The following is a 20250-nucleotide window of genomic DNA, read 5'->3' as shown; positions in this document are numbered from 1 at the left end:
CGCACCGCGCATCGGAGGGAGCACGATGACTCAGACGCTGCCCGCCGGGCTCACCGTGACCGCACGGGTGCCCGCGTCGACGGCGAACCTCGGTCCGGGCTTCGACACGCTGGGGCTCGCCCTGGCGCTGTACGACGAGATCACGGTGACGACCACCGATGCGGGGCTGACGATCCGGGTGGAGGGCGAGGGCGCCGAGGACGTGCCCTGGGGCCCCTCGCACCTGGTCGTCCGTGCGATCGAGCGGGGTCTCGAGTCGATCGGCGTCTGGGCCGGCGGTCTGGACGTGGTGTGCCGCAATGCGATTCCGCATTCGCGCGGACTCGGGTCGTCGGCGTCTGCCGCGGTCGGCGGGCTCGCGGTGGCGAACGGGCTGGCGAGTAAGCTCGACCCGGCGCTGGCGCTCACCCAGGAGCAGCTGGTCCAGCTGTCCTCCGAGTTCGAGGGCCATCCCGACAATGCGTCCGCGAGCGTGCTCGGCGGCGCGGTGGTGTCCTGGTCCGAGGACACCGGCGTCGCGGACTCGCCGCGCACCTACGCCGCGGTGCGCCTGGACGTGCACCCCGCCATCCGGGTGGTGGCGCTGGTGCCGTCGGAGCGTTCTTCGACGGCGCAGACGCGTGGCCTGCTCCCGGAACTGGTCCCGCACGCCGATGCCGCCTTCAACGTCAGTAGGGGAGCGCTGGCCGTGGTGGCCCTGACCAGTCGTCCGGACCTCCTGATGGCCGCGACCGAGGATCGGCTGCACCAGAACCAGCGGGCGTCCGCGTTGCCGCTGACCACGCGCTGGATCGAAACCCTGCGGCAGGCAGGCATCGCGGCGACGGTATCGGGCGCGGGCCCCACCGTGCTGGCGCTGTCGACCAGGGCGTTCCCCGACGAACTCCGCGCCAAGGCGGAAGCGGACGGGCTCCGGGTGCTCGAACTCGGCGTCGCGGACGGTGTGCAGGTCGGTTGATCGGCCGACCGGACGCCGATACCGGCGGGTCGGTCCTTGCCCGCGGGCCGGTTGGAGGCTATCCTGAGGGTCGTTCGCCCATCGTGCGCATCAGACGCCGGTGTTCTACCAGGGCATTCACTCCGAGAATTGGCTCCCGTACCCCGGGACTGCCGAGGCAGGGGTAGACGCACCTGGCTCGATTCCCTCGCGTGATTTCCGCGGTGATCGACTTGGAACGTGCCTGTTCGAGAGGCCACGGGGGTGGACGAGCCGATAGTTCCATCCAGCGAACACGTCCGGCATAACCGAGTTCAGCGAGTGAGCTGAGCTTCGGGACGAACCCTCGACACGCGCCGCGCGAGCGAGGGAAGGAAAGGATCTCCGTGACCGATACGGACCTGATCGCCACACCTGCTCTCGATACCCCGGTTGACTCCGCGGCGAGCCAGGCCGGCGGCACTGCACGAACTTCAGAAGCCACCGGCGACGCGGTGGCAGCCTCCACCAAGCGCGCCGAGGCCCGGCGCGGTGCCGGCCTGTCCGGCATGGTGCTGGCCGAGCTGCGCGGACTCGCGACCGAGCTCGGCATCAAGGGAACGTCCGGCCTGCGCAAGGGTGACCTGATCGCGGCCATCAAGGAGCGTCAGGGCGGTGGCGCCGCCACCAAGTCGGCGCCCAAGACGGCTCCCGTCGAGGCCGCGGCGAGCGAGGTCACGGCCGCGCCGCAGCGGGTCGCCGAGAATGCCCCCGCCGCCGAGTCGGCCGCCACCACCACCGAGCGTCCGGCAGCGCAGCCCGCCGAGTCCGCCGAGGGCGAGCAGGGTGGCCGCCGAAACCGGCAGCGCCGCGGGTCGTCTCGCCAGGCCGGCTCGCCCGAGCAGGGCGAGTCGACGGCATCGACGGCCCCCGCGACCGAACAGGGCGGCGATCGCCAGCCCCGTCAGGACCAGGGCGGCGAGCGCAACCGTCGCGACCGCAACCAGGGCGAGCGTGGCCAGGGTGAGCGCAACCAGGGTGAGCGTGGCCAGGGCGACCGCAACCAGGGCGAGCGTGGCCAGGGTGAACGTAACCAGGGTGAACGTAACCAGGGTGAGCGTGGCCAGGGTGAGCGCAACCAGGGTGAACGTAGCCAGGGCGACCGCAACCAGGGCGGCAACGGCCCCCGTGGCGAGGGTCGCAATGACAACCGCGGCGGCGAGGACGAGGACGGCCGGGGTCGGCGGGGACGCCGGTTCCGTGAGCGTCGTCGTGGACGCGACCGCGGTGAGGGCGGCGGCGCAGGTGTGGACCGCGACATGGAGATCCGCGAGGACGACGTCCTGCAGCCGGTCGCAGGCATCCTCGACGTGCTCGACAACTACGCCTTCGTGCGGACCTCCGGCTACCTCGCGGGCCCGAACGACGTGTACGTCTCGATGAACCTGATTCGCAAGAACGGGCTCCGTCGCGGCGACGCCATCACCGGTGCCGTCCGCGTCGCCCGTGAGGGCGAGGGCGGCGGCGGAAGCAGCCAGCGTCAGAAGTTCAACCCGCTGGTCCGCCTGGACACCGTCAACGGCGGCGACGTCGAGGCGGCCAAGCGGCGGCCCGAGTTCGGCAAGCTGACGCCGCTCTACCCGAACCAGCGTCTGCGTCTCGAGACCACGCCGAACATCCTCACCACCCGTGTCATCGACCTGGTGATGCCGATCGGTAAGGGCCAGCGCGCCCTCATCGTCAGCCCGCCGAAGGCCGGTAAGACCAGCGTGCTGCAGGCGATCGCGAACGCCATCGCCACGAACAACCCCGAGTGCTACCTGATGGTCGTCCTGGTCGACGAGCGTCCGGAAGAGGTCACCGACATGCAGCGTTCGGTGAAGGGTGAGGTCATCGCCTCCACCTTCGACCGGCCGCCGTCAGACCACACCTCGGTGGCCGAGCTCGCCATCGAGCGGGCCAAGCGCCTCGTCGAGGAGGGCAAGGACGTCGTCGTGCTGCTCGACTCGATCACCCGACTCGGCCGCGCGTACAACAACTCGTCGCCCGCCTCGGGACGAATCCTGTCCGGTGGTGTCGACTCGACCGCGCTGTACCCGCCGAAGCGGTTCCTCGGCGCGGCCCGCAACATCGAGAACGGCGGCTCGCTCACGATCATCGCCACCGCGATGGTCGAGACCGGCTCCACCGGTGACACCGTGATCTTCGAGGAGTTCAAGGGCACCGGCAACGCCGAGCTCAAGCTCGATCGCAAGATCGCCGAGCGTCGGGTCTTCCCGGCGGTCGACGTCAACCCGTCCGGCACCCGTAAGGACGAGCTGCTGCTCAACCCGGACGAGGCCGCGGTGCTGCACAAGCTGCGCCGGGTGCTCTCCGGCCTTGACTCGCACCAGGCGATCGATCTGCTGATCGACCGGCTCAAGAAGAGCAAGAACAACCTCGAGTTCCTGATGCAGGTCTCCAAGACCGCGCCGGGAGCGATGGGCGACGACGACTAGTAGTCGCGTGCGACGAGGCAGGCCCAGGAAACCGCACGGTTTCCGGGGCCTGCCTCGTTGTCGGCGCCGGTCGGGAACAGATCGCGGCACCTGGTCGTTAGGACTTGATGCACGCGTTCTGGCAGAATGAACGATCGCGCCCGTGGCACTCGCCGCGTGCGAGTACAACAATGTCCGGTTCCGGTTCACGGCTTCGATTGGCGAAGGCGACCCGGCGACCACCGAAAGGGACACCATGAAGGCAGGAATCCACCCCAACTACGTGGCGACCACCGTCGTCTGCGGTTGCGGTAACACGTTCGAGACCCACAGCACCAAGGAGTCCGGACGCATCAACGTCGAGGTCTGCTCGCAGTGCCACCCGTTCTACACCGGCAAGCAGAAGATCCTCGACACCGGTGGACGCGTCGCGCGCTTCGAGGCTCGCTACGGCAAGCGCGCCGGCAAGAAGGCCGACGCCGACAGCTAGCTGTCCCGCCGACGCCCGTCCTGTGTTCCATTGCAGGCCGGGCGTCGGTTTTTTTGTACCCGTGGTGCGCGCGCCGGACCCGGCGCCAACATCCACCCATTGCACTGCCCGGCATCCCCTCGGGGGTGTCGACAACCGAGGAGCGAACCATGGCGGGGACCACCCAGCCGTCGGCGATCGATGACATCCTGGCCGAGCACGCAGGTCTCGAGCTGCAGCTGTCCGACCCGTCCCTGCACAACGACCCCTCGGCCGCCCGCCGGGTCGGCAAGCGGTTCGCCGAGCTCGCTCCCATCATGGCCACGCACACCAAGCTGCAGGCCGCGCGCGAGGACCTGGAGGCCGCTCGCGAGCTGGCCGCCGACGACTCGAGCTTCGCCGCCGAGGTGCCCGAGCTGGAGGCCAAGGTGGCCGAGCTCGACGTCGCACTCACCGACCTGCTCGCGCCGAGGGACCCGCACGACGGCGACGACGTGGTGCTCGAGGTGAAGTCCGGCGAGGGCGGCGAGGAGTCCGCGCTGTTCGCCGCGGACCTGGCCCGGATGTACCTGCGCTACGCCGAGCGGCACGGCTGGCGGGTCGAGGTCCTCGACGCGAACATCTCCGATCTCGGCGGCTACAAGGACGCGACCCTGTCGATCAAGTCGAAGGGCGACACCCGCGACGGTGTCTGGGCCCGGCTGAAGTTCGAGGGTGGCGTGCACCGCGTCCAACGGGTGCCCGTGACCGAGTCCCAGGGCCGGGTGCACACCTCCGCGGCGGGCGTACTGATCTACCCGGAGCCCGAAGAGGTCGAGGAGGTGCAGATCGACGAGACCGATCTGCGCATCGACGTCTACCGCTCGTCCGGCAAGGGTGGCCAGGGCGTCAACACCACCGACTCCGCGGTCCGGATCACCCACCTGCCCACCGGCATCGTCGTGACGTGCCAGAACGAGCGCTCGCAGCTGCAGAACAAGGCGCGCGCGATGCAGGTGCTCGCGGCCAGGCTGCAGGCGGCTGCCGAGGAGGCGGCCGCGGACGAGGCCTCGGCCGGACGCCAGAGCCAGGTGCGCACCGTTGACCGCTCCGAGCGCATCCGTACCTACAACTACCCGGAGAACCGGATCACCGATCACCGGATCGGGTTCAAGGCGCACAACCTCGACGCCGTGCTCGACGGCGATCTGGATGCGCTGCTGGACGCGCTCGGCAAGTCGGACCGGGAGGCCCGGCTCGCCGTCGAGTAGCCACGTGGCCACGGTCGGGTAATGCGGGGTTCCGGCGGCGGCCCATGGCAGGCTGGACGGGTGAGTCGTCAACCCCTCCGCCTCGCGATCCTCGAGGCCACCACGCTGCTCGAGGAGGCGGGCGTACACAGTCCCCGCACGGATGCAGAACTGCTCGCCGCGCACGTCGTGGGGGTGGAACGGACCAGGCTCGGCCTGGTGCCGCTCGTCGACCCCGAGGTGATCGAGCGGTACCGCGCGCTGGTCGCCCGGCGTGCCGAGCGTGTTCCGCTGCAGTACCTCACCGGTGTGTCGTCGATGGGCGACATCGACCTGCAGGTCGGTCCGGGGGTTTTCGTGCCAAGGCCGGAGACCGAGCTGTTGTTCGCGTGGGCCCTTGCCTTCCTGGAGGGACATCCCGCGCATCCGCCGGTGATCCTCGATCTGTGCACGGGTACAGGGGCGCTGGCGCTGGCGCTAGCGAACGCCCGCCCGGACGCGATCGTGCACGCGGTGGAACTGGATCCCGCGGCGCTGGCCTGGACCCGCCGCAATGCCGAGGCCAGGGCGAACGAGGGCGACACCCCGATCACGCTGCACCAGGGCGATGTCACCGACCGGTCGTTGCTCACCGAGCTCGAGGGCAAGGTCGACATCGTGGTGTCGAATCCGCCGTACATCCCCGAGGGTGCCGAGCTCGATACCGAGGTCGCGGATTTCGACCCGCACCTGGCGCTGTTCGGCGGGCCGGACGGGCTGTCGGTGATCACCCCGATGGTCTCCAACATCGCGCGCTGGCTGAAGATCGGCGGTGCCATGGCCATCGAGCACGACGACACCAACGGCGGCCAGGTGGCGGCCCTGCTGCGCGAGCGTCGGGTGTTCGGCGAGGTCGCCGAGCATCCGGACCTGGCGGGCAAGCCCCGCTTCGTGGTCGCCCGCCGGGTCGCAACGGACGCCGAGGCGGCCCGCGGGCACTGAGCAGGTGCGTGGAGCTCTGCGGAACGACCAGTGTCTGCGTGCGTGGAGCCTGCGGAAGGGCCAGGCGTGTCTGCGACGGATCGACGCGGATGGAAGGATGGGGGAGTGAGCATCGTCTACGACTGCCGGAACACCGATTCGCGCGAGGCGGGCATCGCTGCCGCGACGAACTCGCTCAAGGCCGGGCGCCTGGTCGTCGTGCCGACCGACACCCTCTACGGACTCGCGGCCAACGCCTTCGACGGCGAGGCCGTCACCGCGTTGCTGCGCGCCAAGGGCCGCGGACGGGACATGCCCGTGCCGGTGCTCGTCGGCTCGTGGAACACCATCGACGGACTCGTCTTCACGGTGCGGCCGCAGGCGCGTGAGCTGATCCGCGCCTTCTGGCCCGGTGGGCTGAGTCTCGTTGTGCAGCAAGCTCCCTCGTTGGCGTGGGACCTGGGCGACACCAGGGGGACGGTGATGCTGCGGATGCCGCTGCACCCGGTGGCCCTCGAACTGCTGCGGGAGGTGGGACCCCTCGCGGTGTCGAGCGCGAACATCTCCGGGCACGCACCCGCCTCCACCGTCGAGCAGGCCCGCGATCAGCTCGGCGGCGCCGCATCGGTGTACCTGGACGGTGGTCCCGCCCAGCACGCTGTCGCCTCGACGATCGTGGACCTGACGGCCGACGAGCCGCGGATCCTGCGTGAGGGGGCTGTCGCGGCCGCGGACATCGCGGAGGTGCTCGGCGTGACCATCGAGAGCCTGCTGCCGGGACGGGTACCGGAGTGAGCGAGGCGGGTTCCCCGCGGCAGGCCCACGCCGATCAGGCGTTCTGGGGCCCGGACTTCTCCGAGCTCGAACGGACCGACCCGGAGATCGCCGAGATCACCCTCGCCGAGCTGGACCGGCTGCGCGGCGGGTTGCAGCTGATCGCCAGCGAGAACCTGACCAGCCCCGCGGTGCTGGCGGCGCTGGGGTCGACGCTGAGCAACAAGTACGCAGAGGGGTACCCGGGTCACCGGTACTACGGTGGCTGCGCCGAGGTCGACCGTGCCGAGAGCCTGGCGATCGAGCGGGCCAAGACGCTGTTCGGGGCCGAACACGCCAACGTGCAGCCGCATTCGGGGGCCAACGCCAACCTCGCGGTGTACGCCGCGTTCGCGAAGCCCGGCGACCCGGTGCTGGCGATGAGCCTGCCGCACGGCGGTCATCTCACCCATGGGTCCAAGGTGAGCTTCTCGGGCAAGTGGTTCACCCCGATCCCGTATCACGTGGACAAGTCGACCGAGCTCATCGACTACGACGAGGTCCGTGACCTCGCTCTGACCCATCGGCCGCGGATCATCGTCGCGGGCGCGACCGCGTATCCGCGACTGATCGACTTCGCGAAGTTCCGTCAGATCGCCGACGAGGTGAGCGCCATCCTGTGGGTCGACGCCGCGCATTTCATCGGGCTGGTGGCAGGCGGGGCGATCCCGTCGCCGGTGCCGTACGCCGATGTCGTCTCCGCGACCACGCACAAGGTGCTGCGGGGGCCGCGCGGCGGCATGCTGCTGTGCCGGGCCGAGCACGCCAAGGCCGTCGACAAGGCGGTCTTCCCCTTCAGCCAGGGCGGCCCGCTCATGCACTCGATCGCGGCCAAGGCCGTCGCGCTGAAGGAAGCGGCCACGGACGACTACCGGGCCTACGCAGGGAGCGTGGTCGACAACGCCGCGGCGATGACCAAGGCACTCGAGTCGGGCGGCATGCGCGCCGTGTCCGGCGGCACCGACACCCACCTGGCACTGTTGGACCTGCGCGAGCTCGGGGTGACCGGGGCCGAGGCCGAACGGCGATGCGATGCGGCCCGAATCACGTTGAACAAGAACGCGATCCCGTTCGATCCGGCGCCGCCGATGGTGGCGTCCGGGATCCGGGTCGGATCCGCGGCGGTGACCACGCAGGGTTTCGACACCGACGACTGCGCGGCGGTCGGTGCGCTGATCGCCAGGGCGATGCGGGCCGAGGACGGCACCACCGCGGGCGACGCGGAGCTGGCCGATGTGGCGCGCGAGGTCTCGGAGTTGGTGGCGCGCAAGCCGGCCTATCCCCGGCCGGCGACGCAGACGAGTGCAGCGGCAGGGGATGGCGCGCGGTGACGGTAGCCTCTTCGACGTGATCGCCGCCCATACAGAATTGCTCGCTCAGTCGGGCCGGGGGGCCGGGGTCCCGATCAGGGAACTGCTGCTGGTGCTCTTCACCGCGGCGGTCATCACGTTCCTGGCGACCGGGGCCGTCCGGTTGTTCGCCCTCAAGTTCGGCGCCGTCGCAGTCCCACGCGACCGCGACGTCCACGTCACGCCCACGCCCCGGCTCGGTGGCGTCGGCATGTACGTCGGATTCGTCGCCGCACTGTTGTTCGCCCAGCAACTACCCGCGCTGGCCAGGGGATTCGACTACAACACCAAGGACATCCCGGCGGCGCTCGTCTCCGGCGGCGTCATCGTGCTGGTCGGGATCATCGACGACCGGTGGGGACTGGACGCGCTCACGAAGTTCGTCGGCCAGGTCACCGCGGCGGGCGTGCTGGTGGTGATGGGGGTCAGCTGGTTCGTGCTGTACCTGCCCTTCAATGGCACCACCCTGGTCCTGGACCAGTTGCAGTCGGGCCTGGTGACGGTGCTGATCGCGGTCGTGATGATCAATGCCATGAACTTCGTCGACGGGCTCGACGGGCTCGCGGCAGGCCTCGGCCTGATCGCCGCGCTGGCGATCTGTGTGTTCTCGGTCGGCCTGCTGCACGAGCAGGGCGGTGACGTGAGTGCGTATCCACCCGCGATGCTGGCCGCCGCCCTGGCGGGCGCGTGCCTGGGCTTCCTGCCGCACAACTTCCAGCCGGCCCGCATCTTCATGGGGGACTCGGGGTCGATGTTGATCGGCCTGATGCTGGCGGCGATCTCGACGAGCGCCTCCGGCCGGATCCCGCTCAGCGCCTATGGCACAAGGGACATCCTCGGTCTGCTCTCGCCGCTCCTGCTGGTGGGCGCGGTGATGTTCATCCCGATCCTCGACCTGCTGCTCGCGGTGGTCCGCCGGACCAGGGCCGGGCGCAGCCCCTTCAGCCCCGACAAGATGCACCTCCACCACCGCCTGCTGCAGATCGGACATTCGCACCGGCGTGTGGTCCTGTTGATCTACTTGTGGGTCGGCGTGCTCGCATTCGGCGCAGTCGGCTCGGCCCTGCTCGACCGGCGGATCGTCGTCCTGCTGGTGGCGGGTGGCCTGGTGTTTGCGCTGGTGGTCACCGCCGTGCCGTCGCTGCGCCTGAAGCAGGTCCCCGGTCGCGATCGGGCCGACAGTTCGTAGCCCGCTAGGCTGGCGGACCGTGACCTTCTCTCCGGAACCCGTGCCCGACCAGTCCGCTCCGCTGCGTGCAGCGGTTCGCTATGGCGTGATCGGCCTGATCGCGCTCGCGGTGATCGGCTCGATCATCGCCTTCGTCGCGGCAGGCCTGCCCGGACTGTGGGGTGCGTTGATCGGCGTCGCCGTCGGCGGCGGCTTCATCCTGTGCACCGCGCTGGCGGTGCTGTTCACGGAGAAGCTCCCGCCCGCCACCTCGGGTGCGGTGCTGCTGGGCAGCTGGCTGCTCAAGATGATCCTCGCGATCCTGGTCCTTGGCGTGCTCAAGGGCATGGACTTCTACAGCAAGCAGGCGCTGGTCATCGTCATGGTGCTGGCCCTGATCATCGTGCTCGGCGCCGAGACCTACGGGCTGCTCAAGGTGAAGGTGCCCTATGTCACTCCCACACGGTCGGACGCGGCTCCCACACAGCAGGACGGCCCCTCCGGTGAGCCTGAATCCGACGAAAAGTAGTACGACGACCTGTCGTAATCGGTCAAGCAGGACCCCCATCTACACAACGTCGTAGTTGTATTGGTAGGGTCAGGGCCAAGCGAGAGCCGAAACTACGCGAAACACACATTTCGCCGGGTCAGGCATCCTCGCAGGTGACCACGATCGCCACTTCCGCGTGTTCGGAAATGGCTGGTCGGGGACCACCGAGTCGACGACAGTCCGCCGACACCGACAGACGCGGGGCCGAGTGAATCGGCCACAGCAGCTGACGAATACGCGAGCCGACCTTGTCGACTTGTTAGATCGTCAATGTCCGATCGAACCGCAGGCGATGCCGCCTGCGGCCACGACTACGGGAGAGACCGCTGAGCGTCACCACCCTGGCCGCGGAGTTCCATCCGCCGTCACTTGCAGACTTCTTCCCTCCCGCCGTGCTGTTCGAGGGCACGCCCTTCGAGCTCGACCGGCTGATGCTGATCCGCATCCTGATGACGGTGGTGCTCCTCGCGTTCTTCGCGATCGCGATGCGCAGCCCGAAGCTGGTGCCACGCGGCGCGCAGAACGTCGCCGAGATGGGCCTCGGGTTCGTCAAGAACCAGATCACCGATGAGGTGCTCGGCAAGGAGCAGGGCAAGCGCTTCCTGCCGGTCATCGCCACGATCTTCTTCGCGGTGCTGTTCCTGAACGCGTCCGGGATCATCCCGTTCCTGAACATCTCCTCGAACGCCCGAATCGGGATGCCGATCGTGCTGGCCGCCCTCGCGTACATCACGTTCAACTACGTCGGCATCAAGAAGTACGGCTTCTTCAAGTACGTGAAGAGCAGCATCGTCGTCCCCGGCGTGCCGGTCGCGCTGCACGTGCTGCTGATCCCGATCGAGTTCGTGTCGACGTTCATCCTCCGGCCGTTCACGCTGACCGTCCGTCTCATGGCCAACATGCTGGCCGGCCACATCATGCTGGTGCTGTTCTTCAGCGCCACCCAGTTCTTCTTCTTCGAGGCCGCGGCCGGAATGAAGATCTTCGGTGTGTTCTCCCTGGCAGCAGGTTTCGGGTTCACCCTCTTCGAGATGCTGGTGATCTTCCTGCAGGCGTACGTCTTCGCCCTGCTGACCGCCGTGTACATCGACCTCGCGCTGCACGCCGACTCGCACTGACCGCACTACACACAAACTGACCCATCCGCCGAATCCCGGTGGTGGGCAACGGAAAGGGAACGGAAACCAAATGAGCCTCGCGTACCTGGCACAGGAAGCCGTTGAGCAGACGACCACCGGCAAGGGCTACGGCGCCATCGGCTACGGCCTCGCGGCCATCGGCCCCGGCATCGGCGTGGGCATCGTGGTCGGTAAGGCCATCGAGGGCATCGCGCGTCAGCCCGAGCTCGCCGGCCAGATCCGTACGAACATGTTCCTCGGTATCGCATTCACCGAGGCCCTCGCGCTGATCGGCCTTGTCGCCGGCTTCATTTTCTGATCTCGCCATGTCAACCATTGCATTGATCGCGGCCGAGGAGGGCGAGGTTATCAATCCTCTCGTCCCCGAGACCTACGACATCGTGTGGTCGGCGGTCTGCATCGCGGTTATCGGCTTCTTCTTCTGGAAGTACATCCTTCCGAAGTTCCAGCAGGTGCTGGCGGACCGTACCGAGCAGATCGAGGGCGGCATCCAGCGCGCCGAGGATGCTCAGGCCGAGGCCAAGGAGACGCTGGAGCAGTACCGCGCCCAGCTCGCCGAGGCGCGGACCGAGGCCGCGGCCATCCGTGAGGATGCCCGCACCCAGGGCCAGCAGATCATCGCCGAGATGAAGGTCCAGGCACAGCTGGAGAGCGACCGCATCGTGGCCGCAGGCAGCAGCCAGCTCGCAGCTCAGCGTCAGCAGATCGTCACCGAACTGCGCAGCGATCTGGGCAAGACCGCGGTCGATCTGGCCGAGAAGGTCATCGGCGAGTCTCTGGCCGACGAGGTCAAGCGGTCGGGTTCGATCGATCGTTTCCTCAGCGAACTGGACGCCGTCAGCGCTGACTCCGCAGCCGGAAAGTGAGCACCATGTACGCAGCAAGCCGTGAGGCGCTGACTCATACGAGGAGCGCCCTGGAATCAGCGTTGGCCGGAGTTTCGGCCGGCGCGGCGACTGCAGCTGCGGCACAGACCGGTGCCGAGCTGTTCACGGTGGTCGAGGTTCTCGACGGTCAGCGCACGCTTCGTTCCGCGCTGTCCGACCCCTCGGCCCCCGCGGCGGTTCGGCAGGCCTTGGCCGAGCAGGTGTTCTCGGCCAAGGTTTCGGCCGAGGCCCTCGCCACGCTGAAGGCGGCCGTCTCCCAGGACTGGTCGAGCTCGGCTGACCTGCGGAACTCGCTGGTGCTGCTCGGTCGGGAGTCGCTGCTCAAGGCGGCCGACGATCAGGGTCAGCTCGACACCGTCGAGGACGAGCTCTTCCGCCTCGGCCGCATCGTGGCGGGCGACTCGAGCCTCGAGCAGGCGCTGTCCGATCGCGCGACGCCCACCGCGGCGAAGCGCGAACTGCTGACCAAGCTGCTCTACGGCAAGGTCACCGCGATCACCGAGGCCCTGGCCACCCAGGCCGCAGGCCGGTTGCGGACCGCACCCGCGGATGCCTTCAACGAGCTGTCGGAACTGGCGGCGGCGCGACGCGACAAGGCGGTCGCACACGTGCGCAGCGCCTCGGCGTTGTCCGCCGAGCAGGAGGAGCGGCTCGCCGCGACCCTGACCCGCACCTACGGCAAGCCGGTCACCGTGCACGTGGAGGTCGACCCCGAGCTCCTGAGCGGCCTTGTCGTTCGCGTGGGCGACGAGGTCATCGACGGCAGTGCGGCGGGACGTCTCGCGTCTCTGCGCAAGACCTTCAAGTAGTCCCGGCGGCCGCGGCCGACCTCAAACTCCAGATATTCGAAGACCAGATACCGAGAGCAGGAAAAACATGGCGGAGCTGACGATCTCCTCCGATGAGATCCGTAGTGCGATTTCGAACTACACCGCGAGCTACTCCCCGGAGGCCTCCCGCGAGGAGGTCGGAACGGTGTCCGACACCAGTGACGGCATTGCGCACGTCACCGGCCTGCCTTCGGCGATGGCCAACGAGCTGCTGGAGTTCCCCGGCGGCGTGCTCGGTGTGGCACTGAACCTGGATGCCACCGAGATCGGTGCCGTCATCCTGGGTGATTACGAGCACCTCGCAGAGGGCCAGCAGGTCAAGCGGACCGGCGACGTGCTGTCCGTGCCGGTGGGCGACGCCTACCTGGGCCGCGTGGTCAACCCGCTCGGCCAGCCGATCGACGGCCTCGGCGAGATCGAGTGCACCGAGACCCGCGCCCTCGAGCTGCAGGCCGCCTCGGTCCTCGAGCGTCAGCCCGTCGAGGAGCCGCTGCAGACCGGCATCAAGGCCATCGACGCGATGACCCCGATCGGCCGTGGACAGCGCCAGCTGATCATTGGCGACCGCAAGACCGGCAAGACCGCGGTCTGTGTTGACGCCATCCTGAACCAGAAGGCGAACTGGGAGTCCGGCGACGACACGAAGCAGGTTCGCTGCATCTACGTCGCGATCGGCCAGAAGGGCTCCACCATCGCGGGCGTCAAGGCTGCCCTCGAGGAGCAGGGCGCGATGGAGTACACCACCATCGTCGCGGCCCCGGCCTCCGATTCGGCCGGCTTCAAGTGGCTCGCCCCGTACACCGGTTCGGCCATCGGCCAGCACTGGATGTACCAGGGCAAGCACGTCCTCATCGTGTTCGACGACCTGACCAAGCAGGCCGAGGCGTACCGCGCCATCTCGCTGCTGCTGCGTCGTCCGCCGGGCCGCGAGGCGTACCCCGGTGACGTCTTCTACCTGCACTCCCGTCTGCTCGAGCGTTCGGCCAAGCTCTCCGACGAGCTCGGCGGCGGTTCGCTGACCGCACTGCCGATCATCGAGACCAAGGCCAACGACGTCTCGGCCTACATCCCGACCAACGTCATCTCCATCACCGACGGTCAGGTGTTCCTGGAGTCGGACCTGTTCAACAAGGGCATCCGCCCCGCGATCAACGTGGGTATCTCGGTTTCCCGAGTCGGTGGCGCCGCGCAGACCAAGGGCATGAAGAAGGTCTCCGGCTCGCTCCGTCTCGAGCTGGCCCAGTTCCGTGAGCTGGAGGCCTTCTCGGCCTTCGCCTCCGACCTGGACGACGCCTCCAAGGCACAGCTCGAGCGTGGACAGCGTCTCGTCGAGCTGCTCAAGCAGGACCAGTACTCCCCGATCGCCGTCGAGGACCAGATCATCTCGATCTACCTGGCCGGCGAAGGCGTGTTCGACTCGGTGCCGGTCGGCGACGTCCGCCGCTTCGAGTCCGAGCTGCTCGAGGACCTGCACCGCAACGCGGGCTCGGTCTACGAGGCCATCAAGGGTGGCAAGGCCCTCGACGAGAACTCGATCGCCGACCTCAAGGCCGCGACCGACAAGTTCAAGGAAGGCTTCATCGCCTCCGACGGCAGCCGCGTGGTCAACGAGGCCGAGGCCTCGGCACTCGGCGCGAACGAGGTCAGCCAGGAGCAGGTTTCCGTCACTCGCAAGCACGTCAGCAAGTGAGCGTGACTGCCGTGTCGGAATCTCGTGGGAAGGGAGTGTGACTGAGTAGATGGCAAGCCTGCGCGAACTGCGCTCACGTATCAAGTCAGTCAACTCGACCAAGAAGATCACCAAGGCGCAGGAGCTGATCGCGACCTCCCGCATCACCAAGGCTCAGGCCAGGGTTGCGGCGTCGAAGCCCTACGCCGAGGAGATCACCAAGGTGCTCTCCGCGCTGGCGAGCGCCTCCGGGTCGCTCGACCACCCGCTGCTGAACGAGCGGCCGGAGCCCAAGCGGGCTGCCGTGCTGGTCGTCACCAGCGACCGCGGTATGTGCGGCGGCTACAACTCCAACGTCCTCAAGGAGGCGGAGGAGCTGATCCAGCTGCTGCGCTCCGAGGGCAAGGAGCCGGTGCTGTACGCGATGGGCGCAAAGGGCCTGACGTACTACACCTTCCGTGACCGCGATCTGAAGGGCGCCTGGACCGGGTTCTCTCAGCAGCCGGGTTACGCGGATGCCGCCAAGGCGAGCCGTCACCTGGTCGAGCTGTTCATGGCCGGGTCGGGCGCCGAGGTTGCCGCGTACAACGGCGAGGGCACGGTCGAGGGCGTTGACGAACTGCACATCGTCTACACCCGCTTCGTGTCGATGCTGACCCAGACGCCGGAGGTCCGGCGCATGGCTCCGCTCGAGGTCGAGTACAAGGACGAGAACTTCGAGCTCGGGGAGGACATGCTCTCCGATTCGAACGGTGCCAATCCGACGGCGCAGTACGACTTCGAGCCGGAGGCCGGGACGCTGCTCTCGGCGCTGCTGCCGAAGTACATCAGCACCCGGATCTACTCCTCGCTGCTCGATGCGGCGGCCTCGGAGTCGGCTTCACGTCGTACCGCCATGAAGGCGGCAACGGACAACGCAAACGAGCTGGTGAACACCCTGAGCCGCCAGGCCAACCAGGTGCGCCAGGCCCAGATCACCCAGGAAATCAGCGAGATCGTCGGTGGCGCTAATGCGCTCGCCTCGAGCGCAGGAAGTGACTAGACACATGACCGCAGCAGTAACCCAAACCAACGCGAACGGCTCGGGCACCACGTCCGGCCGGGTCGTGCGGGTCATCGGTCCCGTTGTGGACGTTGAGTTCCCGCGTGGCGCCGTTCCCGCCCTGTTCAACGCGCTGAACGCAGAGGTCACTCTGCCGACGGTCGCGAAGACGCTGACCCTCGAGGTGGCGCAGCACCTGGGCGACAACCTGGTGCGCACCATTTCGATGCAGCCGACCGACGGCCTGGTCCGCGGCGCGGCGGTCGTCGACTCCGGCAAGCCGATCTCGGTTCCCGTCGGCGACGTCGTCAAGGGCCACGTGTTCAACGCCCTCGGTGACTGCCTCGACACCCCGGGCCTCGGTCGCGACGGCGAGCAGTGGGGCATCCACCGCAAGCCCCCCGCCTTCGATCAGCTCGAGGGCAAGACCGAGATCCTCGAGACCGGCATCAAGGTCATCGACCTGCTCACCCCGTACGTCAAGGGCGGCAAGATCGGTCTGTTCGGTGGTGCCGGTGTCGGCAAGACCGTTCTGATCCAGGAGATGATCACCCGTATCGCCCGCGAGTTCTCCGGCACCTCGGTGTTCGCAGGCGTCGGTGAGCGCACCCGTGAGGGCACGGACCTCCACCTCGAGATGGCCGAGATGGGCGTTCTCCAGGACACCGCCCTTGTGTTCGGTCAGATGGACGAGCCGCCGGGAACGCGTATGCGCGTCGCCCTGTCGGCGCTGACCATGGCGGAGTACTTCCGCGATGTGCAGAACCAGGACGTGTTGCTCTTCATCGACAACATCTTCCGTTTCACGCAGGCCGGCTCGGAGGTCTCGACCCTGCTGGGTCGCATGCCCTCCGCCGTGGGTTACCAGCCGACGCTGGCGGACGAGATGGGTGAGCTCCAGGAGCGCATCACCTCGACCCGTGGCCGTTCGATCACCTCGCTGCAGGCGATCTACGTCCCCGCCGACGACTACACCGACCCGGCGCCCGCGACCACCTTCGCGCACCTCGATGCGACCACCGAGCTCTCGCGTCCGATTTCGCAGATGGGTATCTACCCCGCTGTGGACCCGCTGACGTCGACCTCGCGCATCCTCGAGCCCGGCATCGTCGGTGCGGAGCACTTCCGCGTCGCGAACGAGGTCAAGCGGATCCTGCAGAAGTACAAGGAACTGCAGGACATCATCGCCATCCTCGGTATGGACGAGCTGCAGGAAGAGGACAAGATCCTCGTCGGCCGCGCGCGCCGTATCCAGAAGTTCCTCGGCCAGAACTTCATCGTGGCCGAGAAGTTCACGGGTGAGGCCGGTTCCGTGGTGCCGCTGCGCGACACCATCGAGGCGTTCGACCGCGTCTGCAAGGGCGAGTTCGATCACCTGCCCGAGCAGGCGTTCAACAGCTGCGGTGGACTCGACGACGTCGAGGCCGCTGCCAAGAAGATCGCCGGGAAGTAGTCGACAATGGCTGAGATGACTGTTGAGCTGGTTGCCGTCGAGCAGCGGCTGTGGTCGGGTTCGGCGACGCTCGTCAGCGCTCAGACCACCGAGGGCGAGATCGGCATCATGTACGGACATGAGCCGGTCCTCGGCCAGCTGATCGAGGCAGGCGTGGTCGCCATCACCACCGCCGACGGCGAGCGCGTCGTCGCCGCGGTGCACGGTGGCTTCCTCTCGGTGACGGGCACCACCGTCACGATCCTGGCGGAGTCCGCGGACTTCGCGGGCGACGTCGATGTCGAGGCCGCCAAGGCGGTCCTGGCGGAGACGACCGAGGATCTCGAGGCGATCGCGATCGCCAAGGGTCAGCTCCGCGCCGTCGAGCGCGCCTGACCGGTACCCCGATAGCCGCGACGAGCAAGGCCGACGAGCAGTGACAACCGGAGTGACAGTTCTTTTCGTTCTGGTTGTCCTGCTCGCGGCGCTCGTCGCGGCTTTCGTGTATCGGTTGGGGGTGCTGCGCCGCGGCGGCACGGCGGCGATCGTCCGGACCACTCCCGCGGGTGTCGGCCAGGGCTGGCGGCACGGTGTCATCCGGTACGGCGAGGAGGACCTCGTCTTCTACAAGCTCTCCAGCCTCCGGCCCGGGCCCGACTCGCGGATCAGCAGGCAGGGCATCGAGGTGGGTGATCGGCGCGGGCCGCGCGACACCGAGTTCGACATCATGACCGACGAGATCGTGATCCTGTCGGTTCAGGACGGCGATCACGGTTACGAGGTGGCCCTCGATTCCGGCGCCCTCACCGCGTTCCTGTCCTGGGTGGAATCGCGTCCATCGGGGCGCTCCATGCGGGGCCGTCCGGCCTGACCGAATACCTCCAGACCCCGGCTCATCGCCGGGGTCTTTTGTCGTTTCAATGCCCGTCCGCGGATTCGGTGCCGCCCGCGCCCGGCTTCCACAGCACGTCGCCGTCGGGGTTCGCCGCCCGGCTCAGGATGAACAGCAGGTCGGAGAGCCGGTTCAGGTACTTGGCCGGCAGCACACTGGTGTCCTCGGGGGAGGCGTCCACCGCCGCCCACGCGGATCGTTCGGCGCGGCGCACCACGGTCCTGGCCACGTGCAGCAGCGCCGCAAGGGCGGTGCCACCGGGCAGGATGAAGGAGTTCAGCGGCGCCAGCGGCTCGTTGTACTCATCGCACCAGCCCTCGAGCCGCTCGATGTAGCCGGCGGTGACCCGCAGCGGCGGGTACTTCGGATCCGCGACAACAGGGGTGGACAGGTCCGCGCCCGCGTCGAAGAGGTCGTTCTGGATCTGACGCAGCACCTCGACGAACTCGGGTCCCGGCTGCCCGAGCGAGAGCGCCACCCCCAGGCTGGCGTTGGCCTCGTCGCAGTCCGCGTACGCGATCAGCCGAGGGTCGTTCTTCGACACCCGTGAGAAGTCGCTCAGACCGGTGGTCCCGTCGTCGCCGGTACGGGTGTAGATGCGGGTCAGGTGTACGGACATGACGTCACGGTACCGCTCGTGCAGATCCAATCGGGACCGCTCGCGGTCGGGACCCGGTCGCGGCTGACTAGGCTGTCGCACTGTGAGTGAACGCTTTCTTGTCACCGGCGGTAACAGGCTTACGGGTGAGGTCTCGGTGGGCGGCGCTAAGAACAGCGTCCTGAAGTTGATGGCGGCTGCCCTCCTGGCGGAGGGCACGACCACCATCACCAACTGCCCGGACATCCTCGACGTCCCGCTGATGGCGGAGGTATTGCGCGGGCTCGGCTGCGAGGTGGTGCTCGACGGTGACGAGGCGCGCATCACGACGCCTGCCGAGCCGAAGTACCACGCCGACTTCCCGGCAGTGACCCAGTTCCGAGCGTCGGTGTGTGTGCTCGGGCCCCTGGTCGCGAGGTGCAGGCGCGCCGTGGTCGCGCTCCCAGGAGGTGACGCGATCGGGTCGCGTCCACTGGACATGCACCAGTCCGGACTGGAACTGCTCGGCGCACGCAGCGAGATCCAGCACGGGTGCGTGGTGGCGGAGGCGGACGACCTGCACGGCGCCACCATCCGCCTGGCGTTCCCGTCGGTCGGTGCCACCGAGAACATCCTGATGGCCGCGGTGTTGGCCAAGGGCGAGACCGTCATCGACAACGCCGCCCGCGAACCCGAGATCGTGGACCTGTGCAACATGCTCAGGCGGATGGGCGCCCTGATCGAGGGTGCCGGTTCCACGACGCTGACCATTCGGGGCGTCAAGACCATGCAGCCGACCACCCATCGGGTGATCGGGGATCGGATCGTCGCGGCGACGTGGGGGATCGCGGCCGCGATGACCCGGGGCGAGGTGCGGGTGCGCGGAGTCAACCCGAAGCACCTCTCACTGGTGCTCGACAAGCTCCGCTCCGCGGGTTCGCAGGTCACGATGGAGGCGGACGGATTCCGGATCGTGCAGGAGGGCCGCCCCACCGCGGTGAACTACGCGACCCTGCCGTACCCGGGATTCCCGACCGACCTGCAGCCGATGGCGATCGGCCTGGCCGCCGTCGCGGATGGCACGTCGATGATCACCGAGAACGTCTTCGAAGCGCGCTTCCGGTTCGTCGAGGAGATGATCCGGCTCGGCGCCGATGCCCGCACCGACGGACATCACGCGGTGGTCCGCGGGATCCCGCAGCTCTCGAGCGCGCCGGTGTGGTCCTCGGACATCCGGGCCGGTGCCGGCCTGGTGCTGGCAGGCCTCGTGGCGGACGGCGTCACCGAGGTCCACGACGTCTTCCACATCGACCGTGGATACCCGCGATTCGTCGAGAACCTGACGGCTCTCGGCGGCGTGATCGAGCGGGTGCCTGCCCAGGCAGCGGCGGGCTGATCGAGCCGTCGTGTCCGGGGGAGCGGTGGGAGTGTCCGGCGTCACAATGATCGATTTCCCCCGAAATGCCGGTTCCGCCGCCCTGTCGAGCTCTCTGACCTGGCAACTTCTGAGTCGAACAGGCCGCGACATGGCGATTTGCCACAGCGTTCGCCGCCGCGTAACTTTTGTCGAGTCAGAGCGACACGGACACCGACCCGGCCGAGAGGCCAGGGACACGAGGTTGGACGAAGGCGCCAGACAATCCCAAAGCTTGCTTGATCACTCAGCCCGGTTTTGACCGGGAGGCTTCGATGAGCTAGGCTGGAACAGTTGCCCCGGAACGGCCGAGAATAACTCTTTCTGATGTTAGAGCTTGGCGGTGATGGTGTGTGCGTGTTCTTTGAGAACTCAACAGTGTGCCGATGAATGTCAGTGCCAATATTTTGGTACTCCACACTCACTCTTTCCAATTG

The 20250-nt window shown here is 68.0% G+C and carries 20 protein-coding genes; 19 read left to right on the top strand and 1 reads right to left on the bottom strand.

Going from position 1 to position 20250, the window contains the following annotated elements; translation table 11 throughout:
- Positions 1-25: 25 nt before the first annotated feature.
- From thrB to ABIC28_RS20920, 18 genes are all read left to right on the top strand, one after another.
- Positions 26-958 carry a homoserine kinase gene (gene thrB / locus ABIC28_RS21005; protein ID WP_209926977.1) on the top strand — a complete coding sequence of 311 codons (933 nt, stop codon included), beginning with the start codon at positions 26-28 and terminating at the stop codon, positions 956-958.
- 365 nt (positions 959-1323) lie between these two features.
- Positions 1324-3414 carry a transcription termination factor Rho gene (gene rho / locus ABIC28_RS21000; protein ID WP_097213688.1) on the top strand — a complete coding sequence of 697 codons (2091 nt, stop codon included), beginning with the start codon at positions 1324-1326 and terminating at the stop codon, positions 3412-3414.
- Between the two features lie 235 nt (positions 3415-3649).
- On the top strand, positions 3650-3883 hold the full coding sequence (gene rpmE / locus ABIC28_RS20995) for a 50S ribosomal protein L31 (RefSeq protein WP_027503018.1): 234 nt from the start codon (positions 3650-3652) through the stop codon (positions 3881-3883).
- A 149-nt stretch (positions 3884-4032) separates the two neighbouring features.
- A complete protein-coding gene (gene prfA / locus ABIC28_RS20990; protein WP_077042248.1) occupies positions 4033-5112 on the top strand; it encodes a peptide chain release factor 1 in 1080 nt (359 codons plus the stop codon).
- A 60-nt stretch (positions 5113-5172) separates the two neighbouring features.
- Positions 5173-6072 carry a peptide chain release factor N(5)-glutamine methyltransferase gene (prmC, locus tag ABIC28_RS20985; protein WP_097213687.1) on the top strand — a complete coding sequence of 300 codons (900 nt, stop codon included), beginning with the start codon at positions 5173-5175 and terminating at the stop codon, positions 6070-6072.
- A gap of 105 nt (positions 6073-6177) precedes the next feature.
- Entirely contained in the window at positions 6178-6846 is a 669-nt protein-coding gene (locus ABIC28_RS20980) for an L-threonylcarbamoyladenylate synthase (RefSeq protein WP_097213686.1), read from the top strand.
- The gene (glyA, locus tag ABIC28_RS20975; protein WP_209926970.1) at positions 6843-8195 is read left to right on the top strand and encodes a serine hydroxymethyltransferase; all 1353 of its coding nucleotides are present in this window, start codon (positions 6843-6845) and stop codon (positions 8193-8195) included. The genes ABIC28_RS20980 and glyA overlap by 4 nt, the downstream gene beginning before the upstream one ends.
- The gene (locus ABIC28_RS20970) at positions 8182-9402 is read left to right on the top strand and encodes a glycosyltransferase family 4 protein (RefSeq protein ID WP_209926969.1); all 1221 of its coding nucleotides are present in this window, start codon (positions 8182-8184) and stop codon (positions 9400-9402) included. The genes glyA and ABIC28_RS20970 overlap by 14 nt, the downstream gene beginning before the upstream one ends.
- A gap of 19 nt (positions 9403-9421) precedes the next feature.
- The gene (locus tag ABIC28_RS20965; RefSeq protein WP_209926968.1) at positions 9422-9910 is read left to right on the top strand and encodes a Cg1360 family ATP-synthase-associated protein; all 489 of its coding nucleotides are present in this window, start codon (positions 9422-9424) and stop codon (positions 9908-9910) included.
- A gap of 320 nt (positions 9911-10230) precedes the next feature.
- Positions 10231-11049, top strand: a complete 819-nt coding sequence (atpB, locus tag ABIC28_RS20960) for a F0F1 ATP synthase subunit A (protein ID WP_502945061.1) — start codon at positions 10231-10233, stop codon at positions 11047-11049.
- Positions 11050-11119: 70 nt separating this feature from the next.
- Entirely contained in the window at positions 11120-11368 is a 249-nt protein-coding gene (locus ABIC28_RS20955; protein ID WP_027503025.1) for an ATP synthase F0 subunit C, read from the top strand.
- A gap of 7 nt (positions 11369-11375) precedes the next feature.
- Entirely contained in the window at positions 11376-11936 is a 561-nt protein-coding gene (locus ABIC28_RS20950) for a F0F1 ATP synthase subunit B (protein WP_097213681.1), read from the top strand.
- 5 nt (positions 11937-11941) lie between these two features.
- Positions 11942-12766, top strand: a complete 825-nt coding sequence (locus ABIC28_RS20945; protein WP_097213769.1) for a F0F1 ATP synthase subunit delta — start codon at positions 11942-11944, stop codon at positions 12764-12766.
- A gap of 67 nt (positions 12767-12833) precedes the next feature.
- A complete protein-coding gene (atpA, locus tag ABIC28_RS20940) occupies positions 12834-14477 on the top strand; it encodes a F0F1 ATP synthase subunit alpha (RefSeq protein ID WP_097213680.1) in 1644 nt (547 codons plus the stop codon).
- Between the two features lie 49 nt (positions 14478-14526).
- Positions 14527-15498, top strand: a complete 972-nt coding sequence (locus ABIC28_RS20935; RefSeq protein ID WP_077042242.1) for a F0F1 ATP synthase subunit gamma — start codon at positions 14527-14529, stop codon at positions 15496-15498.
- 4 nt (positions 15499-15502) lie between these two features.
- Positions 15503-16951: a F0F1 ATP synthase subunit beta gene (gene atpD, locus ABIC28_RS20930; RefSeq protein WP_072753560.1), complete on the top strand. Its 1449-nt coding sequence runs from the start codon at positions 15503-15505 to the stop codon at positions 16949-16951.
- Positions 16952-16957: 6 nt separating this feature from the next.
- Positions 16958-17326 (top strand): F0F1 ATP synthase subunit epsilon, encoded by a 369-nt coding sequence (locus tag ABIC28_RS20925; protein ID WP_027503031.1) that lies wholly within the window; start codon positions 16958-16960, stop codon positions 17324-17326.
- Between the two features lie 52 nt (positions 17327-17378).
- Positions 17379-17801, top strand: coding sequence for a DUF2550 domain-containing protein (locus ABIC28_RS20920; RefSeq protein WP_257017750.1), 423 nt, complete (start codon positions 17379-17381; stop codon positions 17799-17801).
- A 46-nt stretch (positions 17802-17847) separates the two neighbouring features.
- Here ABIC28_RS20920 and ABIC28_RS20915 read toward each other — a convergent pair whose 3' ends face one another.
- On the bottom strand, positions 17848-18441 hold the full coding sequence (locus tag ABIC28_RS20915) for a cob(I)yrinic acid a,c-diamide adenosyltransferase (RefSeq protein ID WP_269589868.1): 594 nt from the start codon (positions 18439-18441) through the stop codon (positions 17848-17850).
- 82 nt (positions 18442-18523) lie between these two features.
- Here ABIC28_RS20915 and murA point away from each other — a divergent pair, with 82 nt between their 5' ends.
- A complete protein-coding gene (gene murA, locus ABIC28_RS20910) occupies positions 18524-19795 on the top strand; it encodes a UDP-N-acetylglucosamine 1-carboxyvinyltransferase (protein ID WP_097213678.1) in 1272 nt (423 codons plus the stop codon).
- The last annotated feature ends 455 nt before the right edge of the window (positions 19796-20250 follow it).

The organism is Rhodococcus sp. PvR044 (assembly GCF_040548995.1).
Lineage (GTDB): Bacteria > Actinomycetota > Actinomycetes > Mycobacteriales > Mycobacteriaceae > Rhodococcus_G > Rhodococcus_G oryzae.
Note: the sequence above shows the minus strand (reverse complement) of the source record. Positions and strands in the feature narration are given on the sequence as shown.